The following is an 18,239-nucleotide window of genomic DNA, read 5'->3' as shown; positions in this document are numbered from 1 at the left end:
GAGCGAGTGCGAAACGAAATGACGACACATTGTAAACAGACTGCGCTGGCCGTGCTGCTGGCATCACTGCTGGTGGCCGGATGCGGACAGGCCCCGGATGAGCCGGTGGAAATGGCCCATGGGCAGGAACCTTATCTGCGCTACTGCGCCTCCTGTCACGGCAATGCCGGTGAAGGGCGCCCGCCTGCCTTTCCTCCGCTTGACGAGTCGGAGTGGCTGGAGTTGCCGCCGGAAGGGTTGGCGCTGATCGTGCTCTACGGGCTGCGCGGGGAGATCGAGGTCGCCGGGCGTACCTACCGGGGCTTCATGCCGCCCATGCGCAACATCAGTGATGAGGACCTGGCCGCCATCGTTGCCTTTATGGACGAACAGTGGGGGGATCGCGAGCCCACGTTGCAGGCCTCGGATGTGGACGGCTTGCGCGATGCCCTGTCCGACAGTTCGCCGCTGGTCGGCTGGGACGGGGTGATCGATGCCCTGGAGGAGCTGGAATGAGAGTGCCGCAATCCGGCCCCGTGGGTGGGTCGACGCTGCCGGCCTCCATGGTCATTCTCGGGGTGACGGTGTTCGCCTATTTCCTGCAGATGAATGCGTTTGCCGAGACCATGCGGTTGTTTGCGCTCTGGCCGCTGGGTACACCCGACCAGATTCGCTTCAGCGATGTCGGCGTGCTGGATACTGGATTTGCCCCCTGGCAACTGGTGACCTATGGATTCATGCATGGGGGCCTGGCGCACCTGTTTTTCAACATGTTTGCGCTCTACATGTTCGGGTTGCCGATCGAGCGGCTGTGGGGCACGCGCCGTTTTCTGATCTATTACTTCGTCTGCCTGATGGGTGCCGGCCTGGTGCAGTTGCTGGTGGCCGCGGTGACCGGCGGGGTCTATCCGACCATCGGTGCCTCGGGCGCGGTTTTCGGCCTGCTGTTGGCCTACGGCATGATGTACCCCAACAGCACCATCATGCTGCTGATTCCGCCGGTGCCGATCAAGGCCAAGTGGTTCGTGATCGGCTACGGGGCGCTGACGCTGTTTTTCGGCATGACCGGCACCATGTCGGGCGTTGCTCACTTTGCCCATCTCGGCGGCATGGCCTTCGGCTTCGGGCTGATCGTTTACTGGAGTCAGCGCGTCGGGCGTCGCTGATGCCGTGACGGGTCCGGGCGGCCGCCGGTCGTCCGGCCTGTCCAGGGGGGGGGGCTGGTCAAGTCTAACTATTTCTTTCCCCTGTAAGTCCTTTCAAGTCAATAACATAGCCCCTATTTGCTTTGCCGGGAAATATTATTTACCCAAATAGTTAGCCACAAAGTAATTTGCTGCCATATAATAGCGCCCCATATGAAGACCGATCACAGCAATACCGAACTCGAAGCGGGCAGCGAAATCTGCCAGCCAGTGGAAGCCACCGTGCCGGACGCGCCGGAGATCGAGCCGGACGACCCCCGTGTCATGGCGGCGGTGCGGCACTTTCGCATCGTGGTCCGATCCATCCAGGCACATTCGGCCTGGGTCGAGCGCCAGTGCGGTCTCAGTGCGGCGCAGCTCTGGGCCTTGTGGGAAGTGGCTCGGGCACCGGGGCTGAATGTGTCGCAGATCGCGCGGCGCCTGTCGATCAAGCCGGCCACCGCCAGCAACCTGCTCGACAAGATCGAGAACAAGGGGCTGCTGGAGCGGGCGCGTTCCGGGCCTGATCAGCGCGTCGTCAAGCTGTTTGTCACCCGTTCCGGGGAAAAGCTGCTGGCGACTGCTCCCTTGCCGGCCCAGGGCGCTCTGCTTGACGGCCTGACACGTCTGGCCGACGGCGAGCTGGAGGGGCTAAACAAGGGGCTCGAAGCGCTGGTCGAGATACTCAGCATCAAGGACGAGGGTTCGGCGATGGCGCCGATGCCGCCCGGAAAGTCCTGAGAAACCGATTTCAAATTCAAATCTGGAACCTAGAAAGGTAGTACTAAAGATGGAAACCATCGTTCAAAAATACGGCGGATCCTCCCTGGCAGAGGACGAGCAACTTCGCGCGGTGGCCGAGCGTGTCGCTCAGTGCCACCGCGATGGCAATCGCGTCGTGGTTGTCGTGTCGGCTCGTGGCAACACCACCAGCCGCCTGCTGTCTTATGCCGGCAAGGTCAATTCCAATCCGGACAACCGGGAGCTCGACATGCTGCTGGCATCCGGAGAACAGTTGTCTGCTTCCCTGCTGAGCATCACGCTGCAGGACATGGATATCCGCTCCGTGGCGCTGACTGGCCCGCAGGCCGGTGTGCTGACCTGCGATTCCCATCTCAATGCCCGCATCAGCACGGTCGATCCCAGGCGCATGAACCGCTACCTCGATGAAGGTGCGGTTGTGGTCGTGGCCGGCTTCCAGGGCGAGACCCCGGATGGCGACATCACCACGCTGGGGCGCGGTGGGTCCGATACCACGGCAGTGGCCATTGCCGCCGGGGTAAAGGCCGATCGCTGCGAGATCTACTCCGATGTCGATGGTGTCTACACCGCCGATCCGCGTGTCGTGCCCGACGCCGTCCGCATGAACGTGATCAGCCTGCCCGAGATGAAGACCATGGCCCATCACGGCGCGGGCGTTCTCAACGAACGTGCCATCGACTATGCGCTTGAGCAGGATGTGACCATTCATGCACGCAAGGCGCACGGTGATGGCGGCGAGACCATACTAAGCCCGGAAGGTGGTGCCGGGAAAGCTCGCATCGTCGGCGTGGCCGGACACGATGAACTGCTGTGCGTGAAGTTTGATGAGAGTGCCGATGCTGACCGCCTGCGAGCCGAGCTGGATGACTACCAGTTCTTCGTCCCGGAGATGGCCGAGGGCGATTCCGGCATCTGCATGATCCCGCGCGACCAGGTGCCGGATCCCGATGGCCTGGCCGGGGATATTCGCAAGGAGTTCCCGCAAGGTGTCGAGGTCTCGGGTTCGCTGGCCACGGTATCGGCTGTTGGCTACGAGGCCGGCAAGGATGACTCGATCCGCGAAGCGGCGGTTGCCATGCTGGCCGAGAAGAACATCGAAGTGGCAGACATCATGGTGTTTGAGCATGCCGTAACCTGCATGGTCGACAGCAAGGATTTTGCAGCGGCCACCCGTTGTTTCCACGATGGCTTCCGAATCGTCAACAAAGAGGTCGCCGATGTCGCCTGAAAGTGCCAATAGTGCGGTGACTCTGGAGCCGACCTTTCGCCGGGCCGAACCCGCCGACGGCAAGGCCATGTACGAACTGGTCCAGGAAATGGGCGGACTGGAGCTCAACACTGCCTATTTCTACATCCTGTTCTGCATCGACTTTGCCGATACCTGCGTGGTTGCCGAGGTCGACGGCAAACTGGCCGGCTTCGTGCTCGGCCATCGCCCGCCGAAGCGGCCGGATGCGGTCTTCGTATGGCAGGTGGGTGTCGCACCCTGGATGCGCAAGCGGGGTCTGGCACGCAAGCTGCTGGAGGCCTTTCTGGCACAGAACCCGGACGCGCGCTGGCTGGAAGCATCGGTCACACCCGACAACACCGCTTCACGCAAGCTGTTCAAGTCGGTGGCACGCGACAGGGGCGTGGACTGCGAAATCAGTGATTACATGCCCGCCGAGTTGTTTCCCGGTGGGCACGAGGCCGAGGATCTGTTCCGCATCGGCCCATTCGATTCAAATTCAAACCAAGTAGGCAAGCAATGAGTACTGACCTGAAAACCATCAATCGTCTCGAATCGGAAGTGCGTGGTTACGTGCGCGGCTTCCCGACCGTGTTCACCCATGCTCGCGAAGCGCGCCTGATCAACGAGGAAGGTCGCGAGTACATCGACTTCTTTGCCGGCGCCGGGGTCATGAACTACGGGCACAACAATCCCGAACTGAAGTCGGCCCTGATGGACTACCTGGCAGAGGACCATATCGTCCATAGCCTGGACATGGCCACGCATGCCAAGGCGCGCTTCCTCGAGCGCTTCGAGGAAGTCATCATGAAACCACGCGGCATGGACTACAAGGTCCAGTTCCCGGGGCCGACCGGCACCAATGCCGTCGAGGCCGCACTCAAGCTGGCCCGCAAGGTCACCGGACGTCAGAACGTGATTTCCTTCACCAACGGCTTCCACGGCATGACCCTGGGTTCGCTGGCCGTGACCGGCAATGCCATGAAGCGCGCTGGTGCGGGCGTGCCGCTCAGCAATGCCACCCAGATGCCGTTTGATGGCTACCTGGAAGATGGCAGCGACCATAGCCTGGAACTGCTCGAGGCGATCCTGGCCGACGAGGGTTCGGGTGTGGACAAGCCGGCCGCGGTGATTCTCGAAACCGTGCAGGCAGAAGGTGGCGTCAATGTCGCGCGCATGGAGTGGCTCAAGAAGCTCTCCGAGATTCTCGAGCGTCACGATGTGCTGCTGATCGCCGATGACATCCAGGTCGGTTGCGGCCGCACCGGGTCGTTCTTCAGTTTCGAGCCGGCCGGCATCAAGCCCGATATCGTCTGCCTGTCGAAGTCCCTGAGCGGCTTCGGTCTGCCGTTTGCCATCACCCTGTTCAAGCCGGAGCTCGACAAGTGGTCGCCCGGTGAGCACAACGGCACCTTCCGTGGACACAACCTGGCTTTCATCACGGCCACCAAGGCGCTGGACTACTGGACCAACGATGAGCTCAAGAACGAGGTCGAACGCAAGGCCGAATTGGTCGAGCAGCGCCTCAAGGCCATCGTCGAGAAGGCGCCGGTCAAGGCCAGCGTACGCGGACGCGGCCTGATCCAGGGTATCGCTTTCGAAGACGCCGAACTGGCCGGCAAGGCCTCGGCCAAGTGCTTCGAACTCGGTCTGATCATCGAAACCGCCGGCATGGAAGACCAGGTGCTCAAGCTGCTGCCGCCGCTGATCATTTCCGACCAAGACCTGGGTCAGGGCCTGGACATCATCGAGAAGGCGGTGATGGCCGTGGCGGGCGAGGCTTCGCCGGACAAGAAGGTCGCGTAAGAACCGGGTTGTGGCGCCGGGCCACAGTGTCCGGCCGCTCGTGCGGTTTGATCGGCGTCGCTCAACGCGACGCCGGTTCCCTGCGATACTCGCATAAAGCAACGTCCGCCTCATACTGTGTTTTTCGGTCGAATCGAAATTGCGGCCGGACACTGTGGCCCGGCGCTGGGTTGAATTGGAATCAGGAGACAGGAATATGATCGTTAGAAGACTGGAGGACATCATCGGCACCAAGGACGACGTGGATACCGAAGGCTGGAACAGCCGCCGGTTGCTGCTCAAGGATGCAGGCATGGGTTATTCCGTGCACGACACCGTGATCAAGGAAGGTGCCGAGCTGCACATGCACTACAAGAACCACCTCGAGGCCGTGTATCTGATCGAGGGCAAGGGCGAGATCGAGACCGTCGACGACGGCAAGGTCTACCCGCTCGAAGCCTTCACCATCTACGCCCTCGACCAGCACGACAAGCACATCCTGCGCGCTAACAAGGGCTCGCACATGCGCATGGTCTGCGTGTTCAATCCCCCGGTCTCCGGCCGCGAAGTCCACGGTCCGGACGGCGCTTACCCCGCCGACCTGGGGTAGAGAGATATCCCCCGGCACTGTCGGGGGATATTTGCTAGGGCTTGCGGTAAATGCCGTTGACCTGGTTCAGTAGCGACCAGAAGACGGTCTGCTGAATCGGTGTCTGGGTCTGCTCTATCGCATCATATACATCGCGTGGGTAGTAACATCCATCGTGCCGCTTCACACCAAGACAATGGCGCACCACCAATGGGTGATCGCCAGAGCAGCCTCCAAGATTTTCACACAGTAGTGCTAGTGCAGCGTCCTGCTTTATGCGTCCGGAAAATAGAAATTGAGCCGATTCCGGATCGATATCGGGAAAGGGAGATTCCAGTTCCCCGGAAATCACGATTGCCGCCAGTGCAGCAAATATCTGATGGTAGTTGAGTGACTCGAAAGCCGCTTCAGCCGCTGAGCTCAGCGCAATGTTCATATGCCCGTCCTCTGCTTGATCAATGAACGGGTTCTTGGTGCCTTCCTCGAATGCAATCTCCCGCCAGGCTTCCATGCAAGCCTGCCTGTCGGAGCCGACATCCATCGCCAGCTCGTCACAGATGTTACCCATTCGGTCTGCCGAGTGAGCCATTAGACCAGAGCCAGGGCGGCCTGATGCCGCACGTCTTTTTATTTGATCTGACCGGCTGCAGGCGTCGATCCAGTCCAGCATCATCATCGCCATATCAGGCTCACTCAGCTCACCTTTGGCAAGCAAATCCCGAGCCACATCGTAGATGGATTGGTCTTCAAGAAGCGGGTCAACCCGAGTTTCTCTATGCAGGAAGGTCTGTTGCAGCGAATCCCCGGTCGCAGCATCTCTTGTTCGCTTATCGGTCCTCATTGACCTTTTCAGGTCACCCTCGGAGCTTTCGTGAGGGTCAGCGTCAAGTTGGACCACATTCATGGTCTCGTCAGGTTCCGCCCATTCACCGTAGTAATAGCCGAAAGTGACCAGCAGGGCTGCCAACGCCATGATGACCAATGCCCCCGAAATCCTCCTGGTGTTCATTGGGAGGGCTCTTCGTGCAGCTTGTGGGAGGAAATATTGTGCGCCGTGCAACGGACGTGTGCAAGCGGGACGTGATGAATGGAGTGGATGCTGCACAGATACCGGGGCCGGATCTGACCGGCCCCGGAACCCGTGATCAGAACGAGAAACGGGTGGTTACCGAAATGATATCGCTGCCGTCCACGTTCTCGTAGGCAAACTCAAGTCCGACCGTATCGGTTGCCCGAAAACCAAGGCCCAGGCCGATTCCGAACTCATTGGTGCTGCCGCTGATAGAAGCACTGCCGGCGCTGCTGGTCGCCGAGGCGGAGAACTTGTACTGGGCATAGCTGGGGACGATGTAGCCATAGAACGACTCGTTGAGCTCGTACTGGAGCCGTGCGGCGACACCGAAGATGTGGTCCAGTTCGACCTTGGTGCCCAACACTGTGTCGTCGTTGATGCCGAAGCCGACCCGGAGCTCGGGAATGACCGAGAAGTTCTCGTCCACGACGATCGGATAGCCAGCGCTGCCCACCAGGCCGCCCACAGAGACCGGGCTGTCGTCAATGTGATGGTAGCCAATGCCGAGATCGAACTGGGCTGCAGCGGGGCCGGCGGCCATCATGGCCAGGGCGGCGAGTGCCAGAAAATGCTTCTTCACTTTGAGGTTTCTCCATTTTGGTTACAGGGTTCCGGTTGGGCCGACACCAGCTTTCAGAGGCGCGGGGATGTCGACAGGCACATCAGTGCCGGGCGCAACCTCATGCGCCGGTCAAAGTGGGCAGTCCATCCGGGCGGGTGCGGATTATGTCATATCCGCGACGGGGTAAACCAAATATTGAACGCACTGATCAGAATGTCAGGCAGCAATCCCGGATGATTGGTCAACGCTCTTCAGCCGGCCTTGCGAAAGGTCAGGTTGATCCGCTGTGCGCCCAGCAGCGGATGTTCGCCATCGGGCAAGGGCAGGATGCCGTGGTAGCGCAGGCGGTCGGGGCCGCCGAAGACCAGGATGTCGCCGTGTTCCAGCAATAGGCGTTGCGGTTTGTCCGAGCGCTTGAATCCGCCCCACAGAAAGGTTGCCGGCAGCCCCAGGGAAAAGGATACCACCGGGTGGCTCGGGTCGCGTTCGTCCTTGTCCTGGTGCAGTGACAGCTTCGTTCCCGGCCGGTAGCGGTTGATCAGGCAGGCGTCGGGACGATAGTGATCGAAGCCGGCATCGGCTGCCGCTGCCGTGGCCAGGTCAGCTAGCAGCGACGGCATGGCCGGCCAGGGCTGGTTGTTGCGTGGGTCAGTGCTGGTGTAACGATAGCCCTTGCGATCCGACATCCAGCCCAGTTCGCCGCAGGACGTCATGGAAACCGACATGCGGTGGCCACCCGGGGTGATGAGGTGGCGAAAGGGAGATGGTTCGGCAATCTGCCGAATCGCGTCAATGATTTCTTCGGCCCGATCGGCCAGCCGGCCACGGAACAGCACCGTTCCCTCGCCGATTCGCTCGGAACCGTCGGGATCGGCGTTGTCGAATAGTTGACCTGACACAGGCATCATAGCGTCATGAATGCAGTACTCTCGATCTCGAGACTTCTAAGTGCCATTTTACCCCTTGGCTGCCTGCTTGCCGTGGGGTTGCCGGTGCCGTCAAAGGCTTTTGATGCCGAGAGTACCGCCCGTATCGTCGAGCGCGCCGAATCGACGCCTCGTCTGCACGCCCTGCTGGTGCTGCATGACGGCGAGTCGGTAGTCGAGTATGTGCAGGGCGGTCCCGGCCTGTCGGTGCCTGCCAATATCAAGTCGGTGTCCAAGACGGTGCTATCGGCACTGGGCGGTATTGCCATCGAGAACGGCGTGGTGGAGGGAGTGGACCAGTCGCTGGTGGAGCTGCTTGGTGAACGGGTGCCCGCCGACGTCAATTCCCAGGTGGGTGGGATTACCTTTGGTCATGCCATGGCCATGCAGACCGGGCTTGAATCAACCTCCGGCGCCAACTACGGGCGCTGGGTGCAGAGCAGTGACTGGGTGGCCCATGCCATCAGCCGACCCATGGTGGCCGAGCCCGGCGGTCGCATGATCTACTCCACGGGTGCCACGCATCTGGCCGGAGCCGCTCTGGTGGAAGCCTCAGGCGAGAGCCTGCTCAGGCTGACACGCAAATGGCTGGGTGAGCCACTCAATATACGCATCCCCGACTGGATGCAGGATCCTCAGGGCATTCATTTCGGTGGCAACGAGATGCTGATGAGCCCGCGTGCGCTGGCGCGTTTCGGCGAAGTCTATCGACTCGGCGGCACCATCGACGGGCGGCAGGTGATACCGGCCTGGTGGATTGAGCGCTCCTGGCAGGCCAATGGTCGCTCGCCCTGGACAGGCGACGACTATGGCTATGGTTGGTTCATCACCGAGATCGAGGGCACGCGCACCTACTATGGCCGCGGTTACGGCGGCCAGGCCCTGTTCGTGATTCCGGAAGCGGCGTTGACCATCACGATGACGTCCGATCCCACGCCGCCGTCGCGTGGCGGCCATTTCGGCTACCTGCGTCGGCTTGTCGCGGATATCGTGCGTGCAGTGCACTAGTGAGCCATGCGGTTAATAAGGTAACACTCAGCCGTCGCACAAGCGCCGTGGGCTACGTTCCGCTCGCTTGAATTGGCGACGGCCAGTCCTGCGCTCGCGCGCCTTGCCCACGACGCTTGTGCGACGGCTGATAACCGCATGGCCCACTAGGTGCCGGATTTATGAAATGGCCGTACCGGGCAGCGGAAAGGTCGTCGTCGCCGGTGTGATAGTCTTCCTGTCCGAGTCCAGTCGCTTCCGGAGTGTCTTCATGCCCCAACGATTTCTTGTTCCCCTGCTCGTGGTGCTGCTATTGGCCTTGCCTCCGGCGGCAATGGCCGAGGTGACGGCATTTGCAGGCGCACGCATTCTGCCGGTGACCGATTCGGAAATTACCGATGGGGTTTTGCTGGTCGAGGACGGTCGCATTCGCGCGCTGGGCTCTCGCGATGAGGTCCGCATTCCGCGCGGCGCCCGGGTGGTGGAGCTGGAATCCGACCAGGTCATCATGCCCGGCATGGTCGACACTCACAGCCATGTTGGCGAGATTGCAGGAGCGGATCGTTCCAGTCCGATGCAGCCTGGGGTACGGGTGGTCGACTCGCTCAATGTTCGATCATCCGGTTTCAAGCGGGCACTGGCCGGTGGCATCACCACCGTCAACATCATGCCCGGTTCCGGTCATCTGATCAGCGGCCAGACCATCTATGTCAAGCCGCGCGAGGCCAATACCATCGACGGATTGTTGATCTACAACGACGATGGCTCGATTGCCGGCGGGCTGAAGATGGCCAACGGCACCAACTCGATTGGCGACACGCCGTTTCCCGGTACCCGCGCGCGTTCTGCCGCGCTGGTCCGCCAGCAGTTCATTCGCGCCCAGGAATACCGTGACCGACTCGCCAAGGCCGATGACAACGGCGGCCCGGATCGCGATCTGGACCTGGAAACCCTGGTCGAGGTGCTTGAAGGAACACGCATCGTTCACTTCCACAGTCACCGCCACGACGACTTGATGACGGCCATTCGCCTGCGCGACGAATTCGGATTTCGCATGGTGCTGCATCACACCAGCGAAGCCTGGCGGGTTGCCGACGAGATCGCGGCTGCCGAGGCGCCGGTATCACTGATTCTGATCGACAGCCCGGGCGGCAAGCTCGAGGCGCTGTACCTGGAGGCACAGAGCGCACCAGCGCTGGAGGATGCCGGTGTCGATGTGGCCTTCCACTCCGATGACTGGATTACCGATTCACGCTACTTCCTGCGCATGGCGGCCATGGGGATTCGTGCCGGCATGTCGCGCCAGGCGGCCCTGGAGGCCATGACCATTGCCGGGGCACGCATGATGGATCTGGAACACCGGGTCGGCTCTCTGGAGCCGGGCAAGGATGCCGATTTTCTCATTCTGTCTGGCGATCCGTTCAGTGTTTATACGCGCGTGCAACAAACCTGGGTGGAAGGCGTCAAGCGCTTTGATCTTGAGGACGAAGACGACCGACTGGTGGCAGAGGGCGGCTTCGGGGCGCTGAGTGATGACGACAGCGCCGGCCACGGACATCATGGAGAGCAGCAATGATCTTTAGCCGAATGATTATCGTCCTGTCACTGGCTGTTTTCAGCGCCGGGCTGGCCGCGCAGAACCTGGTCGTGGTCGCCGATACATTGCATGTGGGCAATGGCGAGCGTCATGCGCCCGGTGTGGTGGTTATCGAGGATGGTCGGGTCGCGGCCGTCGGGCCGGCCGATTCGGTCAGCATTCCCGAGGGCATGGAGCGCATCGAAGTGCCGGTGGCCACCCCCGGTTTGATCGACGGGCGCAGCGTCGTGGGGCTGGCGGGCGCCAAGAACCAGCCGCATGATCAGGACCAGCTTGAGCGCTCTGATGCCATGCAGCCAGAGCTGCGCGCCATCGACGCCTACAACCCGCGCGAACGCCTGGTGGGCTGGCTGCGCGAACATGGCATTACCACCGTCCACACCGGTCATGGACCTGGCGAGATCATCTCTGGCCAGACCCTGATCGCCAAGACCACCGGCGGTACGGTGGATGCGGCCGTGGTCGAACCGGTCTTTGCCCTGTCGGCGACGCTGGGTGACGCCTCGACCCGCGGACACTCGCGCTCCAGTCCCGGCAGTCGTTCCAAGTCGGTGGCCATGTTGCGCCAGCAACTGATTCGGGCCGACGAGTATAAGGCCGCACGGGACAACGGCGAAACATCCTCCAATGGGCCACGCGACCTTGGCCTGGAAGCCTTGGTCGACGTGCTGGACGGCAAGCTGCCGCTGGTCGTCGAAGTCCATCGCCACAACGACATCATGACCGCCCTGCGCCTGGCAGAGGAGTTCGGGTTCCGACTGATCCTGGCCGGCGCCAGTGACGCCCATCTGCTAATCGACGAGATCAGTGAGGCTGGCGTTCCAGTGCTGATTCATCCGACCATGATGCGTGGGCGCGGGCCGGAGTATCAGAACTTCTCGTTTACGACCGCGGCGCGTCTGCTCGATGCGGGCATTCCGGTGGCCCTGCAAAGCGGCTACGAAGGTTATGTGCCCAAGACCCGGGTGGTGTTGTTCGAGGCCGCCATGACCTTGCCCTATGGCGCCAGTTTTGACCAGGCCCTGCACCTGATCACCATGGGCCCTGCGGAGATTCTTGGCATTGCCGACCGGGTGGGCAGCCTGGAGCCCGGCAAGGATGGCGACGTGGCGCTTTTCGATGGTGATCCGTTCGAATACACCACCCGCGTGCTGGGCACGGTCATCAATGGTGTGCGGGTCAGTGAAGTCGCCCGGTAGCTCCCGCTTGGTGTTGGCGGCCAGAGCCCGTAGCATGATCTTCGTGTCGCAGCGAGGATCATGCTCCGATCAGCGCCATTGTTGGATGCAGATCAACTCGGTCATTCAGGCAAGACCCAGGAAGACCATCATCAGGCGATTGACCGATACCATTTGTTCTTCTTCCAGGCGGCCGATGACCGGTCCTACACGGTCTCGGCCCACGGTGTGAATCTTGTCGATCATGACCTGTGATGGGTGCTTCAGGCCGTTGACCCTGCCAGGTGATATGTCAAACCGGAACAGTGGCGTGTCGCGAAGCTCACTGGTGACCGGCATGACGGTGACCGATGGATGTGCATCGAAAAGATCCGACTGAATGACCAGGGCCGGCCGTGGTTTACCGTAGCCGCCCTTGAGCGCCACGGTCACCAACTCGCCGCGTTTCACTGCCAGCCGTCGTCATCGGCGACCTGGTCCAGCCAGTCCGCAAGGTCGGCTTCCTGCCGGTCATCGTGCAGCATGAACGATTGCCGTCGACACTCCTCGGCAAAGCCGGGTCGGCGAGTATCCGGAACCCAGATCTGGACGGGTCTGAGCCCCGCGCGTCGCATCCTTGCGCGGTAGCTGCTGACTCGATCGCGGACGGAATGGCTCATGCTCTTGGCTGTTACATGTAACATGACCTAGACTACCGTCTCAAGCCCGTCCGTGTCAAGCCATTGCCGATGTGGTGAGATCCTCGCGGAGGCTAACGGCTGCTCCCAGCCCCTGCTATTGGTATGTGGGTCATGTTATTTTGGAAGGCCCGGATACTGTGGGTTTCCTGCCCCGGGGGCAGTATCTCTTGCCTCTTAACCGAGGATAGTATCGTGATGTGCAAGCTATTCTGGGCTGGAGTCTGCCTGATGGTATTGGCCACCGCCGCTCATTCAGCCCGGTATGAATTGCAGGTTGACCCGGACCAGCCCGAATCTGCAAACCTGCATTTGAAGCTGGCAACTCCCTTGGCGGTGGATGAGGTCTTAACGGTTCGCCAGCTTGGACAGTCGACTCAGACAATGGTCCCACGCTGCAAAGGTCTGGAGGCGGATCCCGTTGAAACCGATGGTGCCTGGATTGCACCGGCGGGTTGTTCGGTCATCACCTGGAACGTGACCTTCCAACGGGTCGAGGGGCCAGGTGTGGACCTGTCCGAGCAGTCCAATCTGTATTATCCCGGCGGCTGGTGGCTGTTGACTGAGTGGAATGATCTGCTTCGCCCTAGCGCAGGCAGCACACCGGAATCGATTTGCGCCACCGACGGCAACGAAACGATTTGCCGCACGGTACCTGCCCTGGATGAAGCACCGTTGTTCCTGATGGTCGGGCAACCAGATTGTATCCATACGATTGGCGGGACTACCTTCCGCTTCTTTCACGGCCTGCTACCCGTGGCGTTTGATGCCCGGGAGCTGCATAGGGGGCTGGAACAGCAACTGGCCTACCTGAGATCACTTTCTCCCGATAGGGCAGGTCCTTCGCCCAATCCGGAGGTGATTGATGTGTTAATTCTTGGCATTGATGAATCCCTGGATCGGATTGGCGGTGCGGCGGGTCATGGTGCCTGGCTGGCCAATGTGGCTGTATCCGACAGTGGAATCAAGCCATCGGAGATGGTTCGATTTCAGTGGATCACCGGCCACGAACTGTTTCATCTGCTGGATATCGATCAGGCGCCGTTGTGGGCCAGTGAAAGCCTGGCTCACTACTATGGCTTCAAGTCACTGGGCGAGAACCCAGCGGCCGAATCATTGTTCGAGCAGATGCTGGAACAAGTTCCCGATATGGGGTTGCTTGATGCGCATCATCGGGTCGCGCAACAGGGTGAAAGCCAGTACTACGGGCTGTTCTATTTCCGCGGCGCGGACTTCTGGCGGGCACTGGATGCCCTGCTAGGGGAGTCGACGAATGGCGAGGAGGATCTGGATGCTTTTCTCACGATATTGCGAGACGAGGAGTTTGGACCCGGCGGTGAGCTGCCTGAAACTTTTGTCGAGTCAGTGAGGAAGCGAACTGGATCTCAAGCGCTTTCCGAGCTTCTCTCCAAGTATCTTTGATCTGTGCAAACCCCAGGTTCGGCGATCGCTACTGACTGGCCTGCGAGCTGCTTTGGCATTCAATCGAGTGCTCGAGAGCGATATCCCACACGCATGAGTTGACCTATTCCTCGACCAACCAGTCCCGCGGCTTGAGGTATTCGGCCAGTTTTGCTTCCGGGCTGCCGGGTTGAGGTTGCCAGTCGTAGCGCCAGTGCGCCACGGCCGGCAGGCTCATGAGGATGGATTCGGTGCGTCCGCCGGATTGCAGGCCGAACAGAGTGCCGCGGTCGTAGACCAGGTTGAACTCCACGTAGCGGCCGCGGCGGTAGCGCTGGAAGTCGATTTCGCGCTTGCCGAAAGCATGGTCCTTGCGTTTCTCTACGATCGGCTGATAGGCGGCATGGTAGCCGTCGCCGACCGCTTTCATGTAGGCGAAGCAGGTGTCGAAGTCCCATTCATTGAGGTCGTCGAAGAACAGCCCGCCCACGCCGCGGGTTTCGTCGCGGTGCTTGAGGTAGAAGTACTCGTCGCACCAGCGCTTGTGTTCGGCATAGACGTTCTCGCCGAACGGGGCGCAAAGAGTGTGCGCCGTCTGGTGCCAGAAGCGGCAGTCCTCGGCGAATGGGTAATACGGGGTCAGGTCGAAGCCGCCACCGAACCACCACACCGGTGGCTCGCCTGCCTTTTCGGCGATGAACAAGCGCACGTTGGCATGACTGGTGGGTACATAGGGATTGACCGGGTGCATGACCACCGACACGCCCATGGCCTGGAATGAACGCCCGGCCAGTTCCGGTCGACGCGCGCTCGCCGCGGCGGGCAGGGCATCACCGTGTACATGCGAATAGTTGACGCCGCCCTTTTCAAACACCGCCCCGTTTCCGATCACGCGCGTGCGCCCGCCGCCCCCTTCGGGTCGCTTCCAGCGGTCCTCGTGGAAGCGCGTGCTTCCGTCGACTGCCTCGAAGGCCGAACACAGCCGGTCCTGCAGATCGGTGAGATAGTCGGAGACGAGTCTGGTTGCTTCGTTGGTGTTCAAGTGGCCATCCACATTGAGGGTTTGAACCGTGAAGGATGATACAGGTTACACAAGAATGTGGGGTGGTGGCGGGTGGCATCCGGTCGATCACGGCCTGGGCGGGTGATTGGCTTTTTCGGGTCGTTTGGGTTGGGTGGCCCTTGCGTCGATACGATTGGCGTGTTGTCGCTGATGGATTGGTCAGTTTCGACAAGGCGCTTGCTGCTTGGGATGGACCGGGAGAAGTGTGGCGATTATTCCGTCACCCCTTGACTAACGAGATCACCAATCAGCAGGCTTTCAGCTTGTCTCTCAGCGCCCGTGGGCTGCGTTCTCGTCGCTTGATGTAGACCCTGCTACACCTGGCGCGACGACGCCTTGCCACGAACGCTGAGAGACAAGCTGAAAGCCTGCTGATTGGTGATCTCGTTAGTGAGTCGTGAGTCCGTGCTCGACCGAATACCCCCCGCTATGAAGAGTTAGAGAAGGTTGAAAGGCAGGGTGGTGGCACCGTCTTGGTTTTCTCTATCAATCTACTCTCACACGTCAGGTGGGGAGTGGTCTTGCCCGTGGCCGGGTTCGAGGTGATGGAAGCTGGCACAGACTGTCCGCGCCGCACGTACCCGAAACGTTCGATCAGTCGCAGGGAAAGTCCATTGGCACGGCATTATTCATCGGCACCAGAACGCCACCATGCTCGAAGCGCCAACACAGCGATTCACCTCGGTTCCGGCCACGGGCAAGGCCGCTCCCCACCCCGCCACCATCAATCCTATCTACTCTAAGCCCACAGCACCATGGGACGCTGGTACGCTAACGGCTTCAGGCCTTCGAAGCGGCCTTCTTTTTTGAAGCCTTCTTCTTCGAGCGCTTTTTCTTCTTCTTTTTCTTCGAGGCCTTCTTCTTGGCGGTCTTCTTGCTCGCTGCCTTCTTGGCGCCGGCCTTCTTCTTGCCGAACTTGCCGCGTCGGCCCTTGGGGGGCGCTTCGGCGAGCATCTTCTGGCATTCTTCCAGGGTCAGCTTCTCCGGTTCCTGGTCCTTGGGTACGCTGGCGTTGCGGTTGCCGTCGGTGACGAAGGGGCCGTAGCGGCCCTTGAGGACCTGGATGCCCTCGGCCTCGAAGTTCTGGATGATGCGTTCGCGCTGGGCCTTCTTGTGCGCCTCGACCAGTTCCAGCGCCTGCTCCAGGGTGACCTCGTGCGGGTCGTGTTCCTTGAGCGAAACGAAGTTGCGCTTGCCGTAGCGGATGTAGGGGCCGAAGCGACCGATGTTGGCCTGCACCGGTTCGCCTTCCGGCGTCTCGCCCAGGTCGCGTGGCAGCTTGAACAGTTCCAGTGCCTCTTCCAGCGTGATGGAGTCCATGCGCTGCCCGGGTCTCAGCCCGGCAAACTGGGGTTTCTCCTCGTCTTCGGCATCACCGATCTGGGCGAAGGGACCGTAGCGTCCCAGCCGCACGATGACCGGTCTGCCGGACTTGGGGTCGGTGCCCAGTTCGCGCGCCTGCTGGGCCTGCTTGCGGCTGACCGTTTCGTTCTTTTCCTTGACCCGGTCGATAAAGGGTTGCCAAAATTCCTTGAGCAACGGAACCCAGTCGCTTTCACCGCGTGAAACGGCATCGAGTTCGTCTTCGAGCCGGGCGGTGAAGTCGTAGTCGACGTAGCGGTCAAAGTGCTCCGACAGGAACTTGGCCACCACCCAGCCGGTGGCCGTGGGAGTGAAGCGCCGGTTCTCGAGATCGACGTACTCGCGATCCTTGAGGGTCTGGATGATCGAGGCATAGGTCGAGGGGCGGCCAATGCCGAATTCCTCCAGTGCCTTGACCAGGCTGGCCTCCGAATAGCGCGGCGGCGGCTCGGTGAAATGCTGTTCGGGCCGGATCGCCTGCAGGGCAATGCGGTCGCCCTCGTTGAGTTCGGGCAGCCGGTTGTCGGCCTCGGCGCGCGCGTCCTGGTAGACCTTGAGAAAGCCCGGCTCGATAAGGGTCGAGCCCGAAGCCCGGAAGGTGGCCTCGCCGACGTCGAACTCGGCGCTGACCGTGTCGTAGACCGCCGGGATCATCTGGCTGGCCACGGCCCGGTTCCAGATCAGCTGGTAGAGCTTGTACTGGTCTTCACTCAGGTGGTGCTTGAGCTTGATGGGCGTGAGCTTCGCCGAAGTTGGACGAATGGATTCGTGCGCTTCCTGCGCGTTCTTCGACTTCGACTGGTAGAAGTTGGGCTTGTCCGGGACCAGGCCGCTGCCGAACTCCTTGCCGACGACCGAGCGGATTTCGCTGATCGCATCGGCGGCCAGGGCGACCGAATCGGTACGCATATAGGTGATCAGGCCCTGGTTGCCGCCCCCGGTATCCACCCCTTCGTAGAGCTGCTGGGCAATGCGCATGGTGCGCTGGGTGGTAAAGCGGAGTCGGCGCGCGGCTTCCTGTTGCAGCGTGGAGGTGATGAACGGTGGCTGCGGACGCCGGCGTCGCTGACTCTTCTTGACCCGCGAAACCGGGAACTGGCCACCGGCATCACGCTCGATCTGCTCGCGAACCTGTTCGGCCCGTTCGGCGTTGTCGATGTCGAACTGCTCGAGCTTGCTGCCGTCCAGGCGCACCAGGCTGGCGCTGAACTGCTTGTCCTCGCCCTCACCCAGATCGGCCTCGATAGTCCAGTATTCCTGCGGCTGGAATTTCTCGATCTCTTCCTCGCGCTCGACGATCATCCGCAGTGCCGGAGACTGCACGCGGCCGGCCGACAGGCCCCGGCGAACCTTCTTCCACAGCAGCGGGGAGAGATTGAAGCCGACCAGGTAGTCCAGCGCGCGCCGGGCCTGCTGGGCATCGACCAGGGATCCGGCCAGGTCACGCGGTTCTTCCATGGCCTTCTTCAGGGCGCGTTCGGTGATCTCCGAAAACACCACGCGCTGAATGGGTTTGTCGGAATTGATGCCACGCTGCCTGAGAATCTCGGCAATATGCCAGGAAATGGCTTCACCTTCGCGGTCAAGGTCAGTCGCCAGGTAAATCGCATCGGCCTTGCGTGCAGCCGAGACAATCTTGTCGACATGCTTCTTGTTGCGCTCGATGATGTCGTAGCGCATGGCGAAATCGTTGTCGGGATCGACCGCACCCTCCTTGGGTACCAGATCACGCACGTGTCCGTAGGACGCCAGCACTTCGAAGTCGGTGCCGAGGTACTTGTTGATGGTGGTCGCTTTCGCCGGCGACTCGACAATGAGAAGGTTCTTGGCCATCTTTCAATGCTTGTTGGTATGCCAGGCCCGTTGTCAACCTGACACGAATTCGCG

18 protein-coding genes are annotated in these 18,239 nt (G+C 61.1%); 11 read left to right on the top strand and 7 right to left on the bottom strand.

Going from position 1 to position 18,239, the window contains the following annotated elements; all coding sequences use genetic code 11:
* Positions 1-18: 18 nt before the first annotated feature.
* From IC757_RS15035 to IC757_RS15005, 7 genes are all read left to right on the top strand, one after another.
* The gene (locus tag IC757_RS15035) at positions 19-495 is read left to right on the top strand and encodes a c-type cytochrome (RefSeq protein ID WP_190975098.1); all 477 of its coding nucleotides are present in this window, start codon (positions 19-21) and stop codon (positions 493-495) included.
* On the top strand, positions 492-1,145 hold the full coding sequence (locus IC757_RS15030; protein ID WP_223846154.1) for a rhomboid family intramembrane serine protease: 654 nt from the start codon (positions 492-494) through the stop codon (positions 1,143-1,145). Before IC757_RS15035 ends, IC757_RS15030 begins: the two co-directional genes overlap by 4 nt.
* 192 nt (positions 1,146-1,337) lie before the next feature.
* The gene (locus IC757_RS15025) at positions 1,338-1,904 is read left to right on the top strand and encodes a MarR family winged helix-turn-helix transcriptional regulator (RefSeq protein WP_190975097.1); all 567 of its coding nucleotides are present in this window, start codon (positions 1,338-1,340) and stop codon (positions 1,902-1,904) included.
* Positions 1,905-1,953: 49 nt separating this feature from the next.
* On the top strand, positions 1,954-3,153 hold the full coding sequence (locus IC757_RS15020) for an aspartate kinase (protein WP_190975096.1): 1,200 nt from the start codon (positions 1,954-1,956) through the stop codon (positions 3,151-3,153).
* Positions 3,143-3,676, top strand: coding sequence for a diaminobutyrate acetyltransferase (ectA, locus tag IC757_RS15015; protein ID WP_190975095.1), 534 nt, complete (start codon positions 3,143-3,145; stop codon positions 3,674-3,676). The genes IC757_RS15020 and ectA overlap by 11 nt, the downstream gene beginning before the upstream one ends.
* Complete coding sequence (ectB, locus tag IC757_RS15010) at positions 3,673-4,959, top strand: diaminobutyrate--2-oxoglutarate transaminase (RefSeq protein WP_190975094.1); 1,287 nt, start codon at positions 3,673-3,675, stop codon at positions 4,957-4,959. The genes ectA and ectB overlap by 4 nt, the downstream gene beginning before the upstream one ends.
* A 196-nt stretch (positions 4,960-5,155) precedes the next feature.
* Positions 5,156-5,548 (top strand): ectoine synthase, encoded by a 393-nt coding sequence (locus tag IC757_RS15005; protein WP_190975093.1) that lies wholly within the window; start codon positions 5,156-5,158, stop codon positions 5,546-5,548.
* 34 nt (positions 5,549-5,582) lie between these two features.
* Here IC757_RS15005 and IC757_RS15000 read toward each other — a convergent pair whose 3' ends face one another.
* From IC757_RS15000 to alkB, 3 genes are all read right to left on the bottom strand, one after another.
* Positions 5,583-6,536 (bottom strand): hypothetical protein, encoded by a 954-nt coding sequence (locus tag IC757_RS15000; protein ID WP_190975092.1) that lies wholly within the window; start codon positions 6,534-6,536, stop codon positions 5,583-5,585.
* A gap of 136 nt (positions 6,537-6,672) precedes the next feature.
* Positions 6,673-7,179: an outer membrane beta-barrel protein gene (locus tag IC757_RS14995; RefSeq protein ID WP_190975091.1), complete on the bottom strand. Its 507-nt coding sequence runs from the start codon at positions 7,177-7,179 to the stop codon at positions 6,673-6,675.
* 233 nt (positions 7,180-7,412) lie between these two features.
* Positions 7,413-8,069 (bottom strand): DNA oxidative demethylase AlkB, encoded by a 657-nt coding sequence (gene alkB, locus IC757_RS14990; RefSeq protein ID WP_190975090.1) that lies wholly within the window; start codon positions 8,067-8,069, stop codon positions 7,413-7,415.
* Positions 8,070-8,075: 6 nt separating this feature from the next.
* On the opposite strand from alkB, the gene IC757_RS14985 reads away from it, so the two are divergent.
* The 3 genes from IC757_RS14985 (at position 8,076) to IC757_RS14975 (ending at position 11,870) form a co-directional block, all read left to right on the top strand.
* Entirely contained in the window at positions 8,076-9,095 is a 1,020-nt protein-coding gene (locus IC757_RS14985) for a serine hydrolase domain-containing protein (RefSeq protein WP_190975089.1), read from the top strand.
* A 250-nt stretch (positions 9,096-9,345) separates the two neighbouring features.
* Complete coding sequence (locus IC757_RS14980) at positions 9,346-10,650, top strand: amidohydrolase family protein (protein WP_190975088.1); 1,305 nt, start codon at positions 9,346-9,348, stop codon at positions 10,648-10,650.
* A complete protein-coding gene (locus IC757_RS14975) occupies positions 10,647-11,870 on the top strand; it encodes an amidohydrolase family protein (RefSeq protein WP_223846153.1) in 1,224 nt (407 codons plus the stop codon). The genes IC757_RS14980 and IC757_RS14975 overlap by 4 nt, the downstream gene beginning before the upstream one ends.
* Positions 11,871-11,975: 105 nt before the next feature.
* Here IC757_RS14975 and IC757_RS14970 read toward each other — a convergent pair whose 3' ends face one another.
* Both IC757_RS14970 and IC757_RS14965 read right to left on the bottom strand, forming a co-directional pair.
* Entirely contained in the window at positions 11,976-12,299 is a 324-nt protein-coding gene (locus tag IC757_RS14970) for a type II toxin-antitoxin system PemK/MazF family toxin (protein ID WP_190975087.1), read from the bottom strand.
* Positions 12,296-12,508: an antitoxin MazE family protein gene (locus tag IC757_RS14965; protein ID WP_190975086.1), complete on the bottom strand. Its 213-nt coding sequence runs from the start codon at positions 12,506-12,508 to the stop codon at positions 12,296-12,298. Before IC757_RS14965 ends, IC757_RS14970 begins: the two co-directional genes overlap by 4 nt.
* Positions 12,509-12,910: 402 nt before the next feature.
* On the opposite strand from IC757_RS14965, the gene IC757_RS14960 reads away from it, so the two are divergent.
* Positions 12,911-13,948, top strand: a complete 1,038-nt coding sequence (locus IC757_RS14960; RefSeq protein ID WP_190975085.1) for a hypothetical protein — start codon at positions 12,911-12,913, stop codon at positions 13,946-13,948.
* A gap of 103 nt (positions 13,949-14,051) precedes the next feature.
* Here IC757_RS14960 and hemF read toward each other — a convergent pair whose 3' ends face one another.
* Both hemF and IC757_RS14950 read right to left on the bottom strand, forming a co-directional pair.
* Positions 14,052-14,969, bottom strand: coding sequence for an oxygen-dependent coproporphyrinogen oxidase (hemF, locus tag IC757_RS14955; RefSeq protein WP_190975084.1), 918 nt, complete (start codon positions 14,967-14,969; stop codon positions 14,052-14,054).
* Positions 14,970-15,770: 801 nt separating this feature from the next.
* A complete protein-coding gene (locus IC757_RS14950) occupies positions 15,771-18,185 on the bottom strand; it encodes a DNA topoisomerase I (RefSeq protein WP_190975083.1) in 2,415 nt (804 codons plus the stop codon).
* Between the last annotated feature and the right edge of the window lie 54 nt (positions 18,186-18,239).

This window comes from Wenzhouxiangella sp. AB-CW3, assembly GCF_014725735.1.
Lineage (GTDB): Bacteria > Pseudomonadota > Gammaproteobacteria > Xanthomonadales > Wenzhouxiangellaceae > Wenzhouxiangella.
This window is presented reverse-complemented; position numbering and strand designations above follow the sequence as displayed.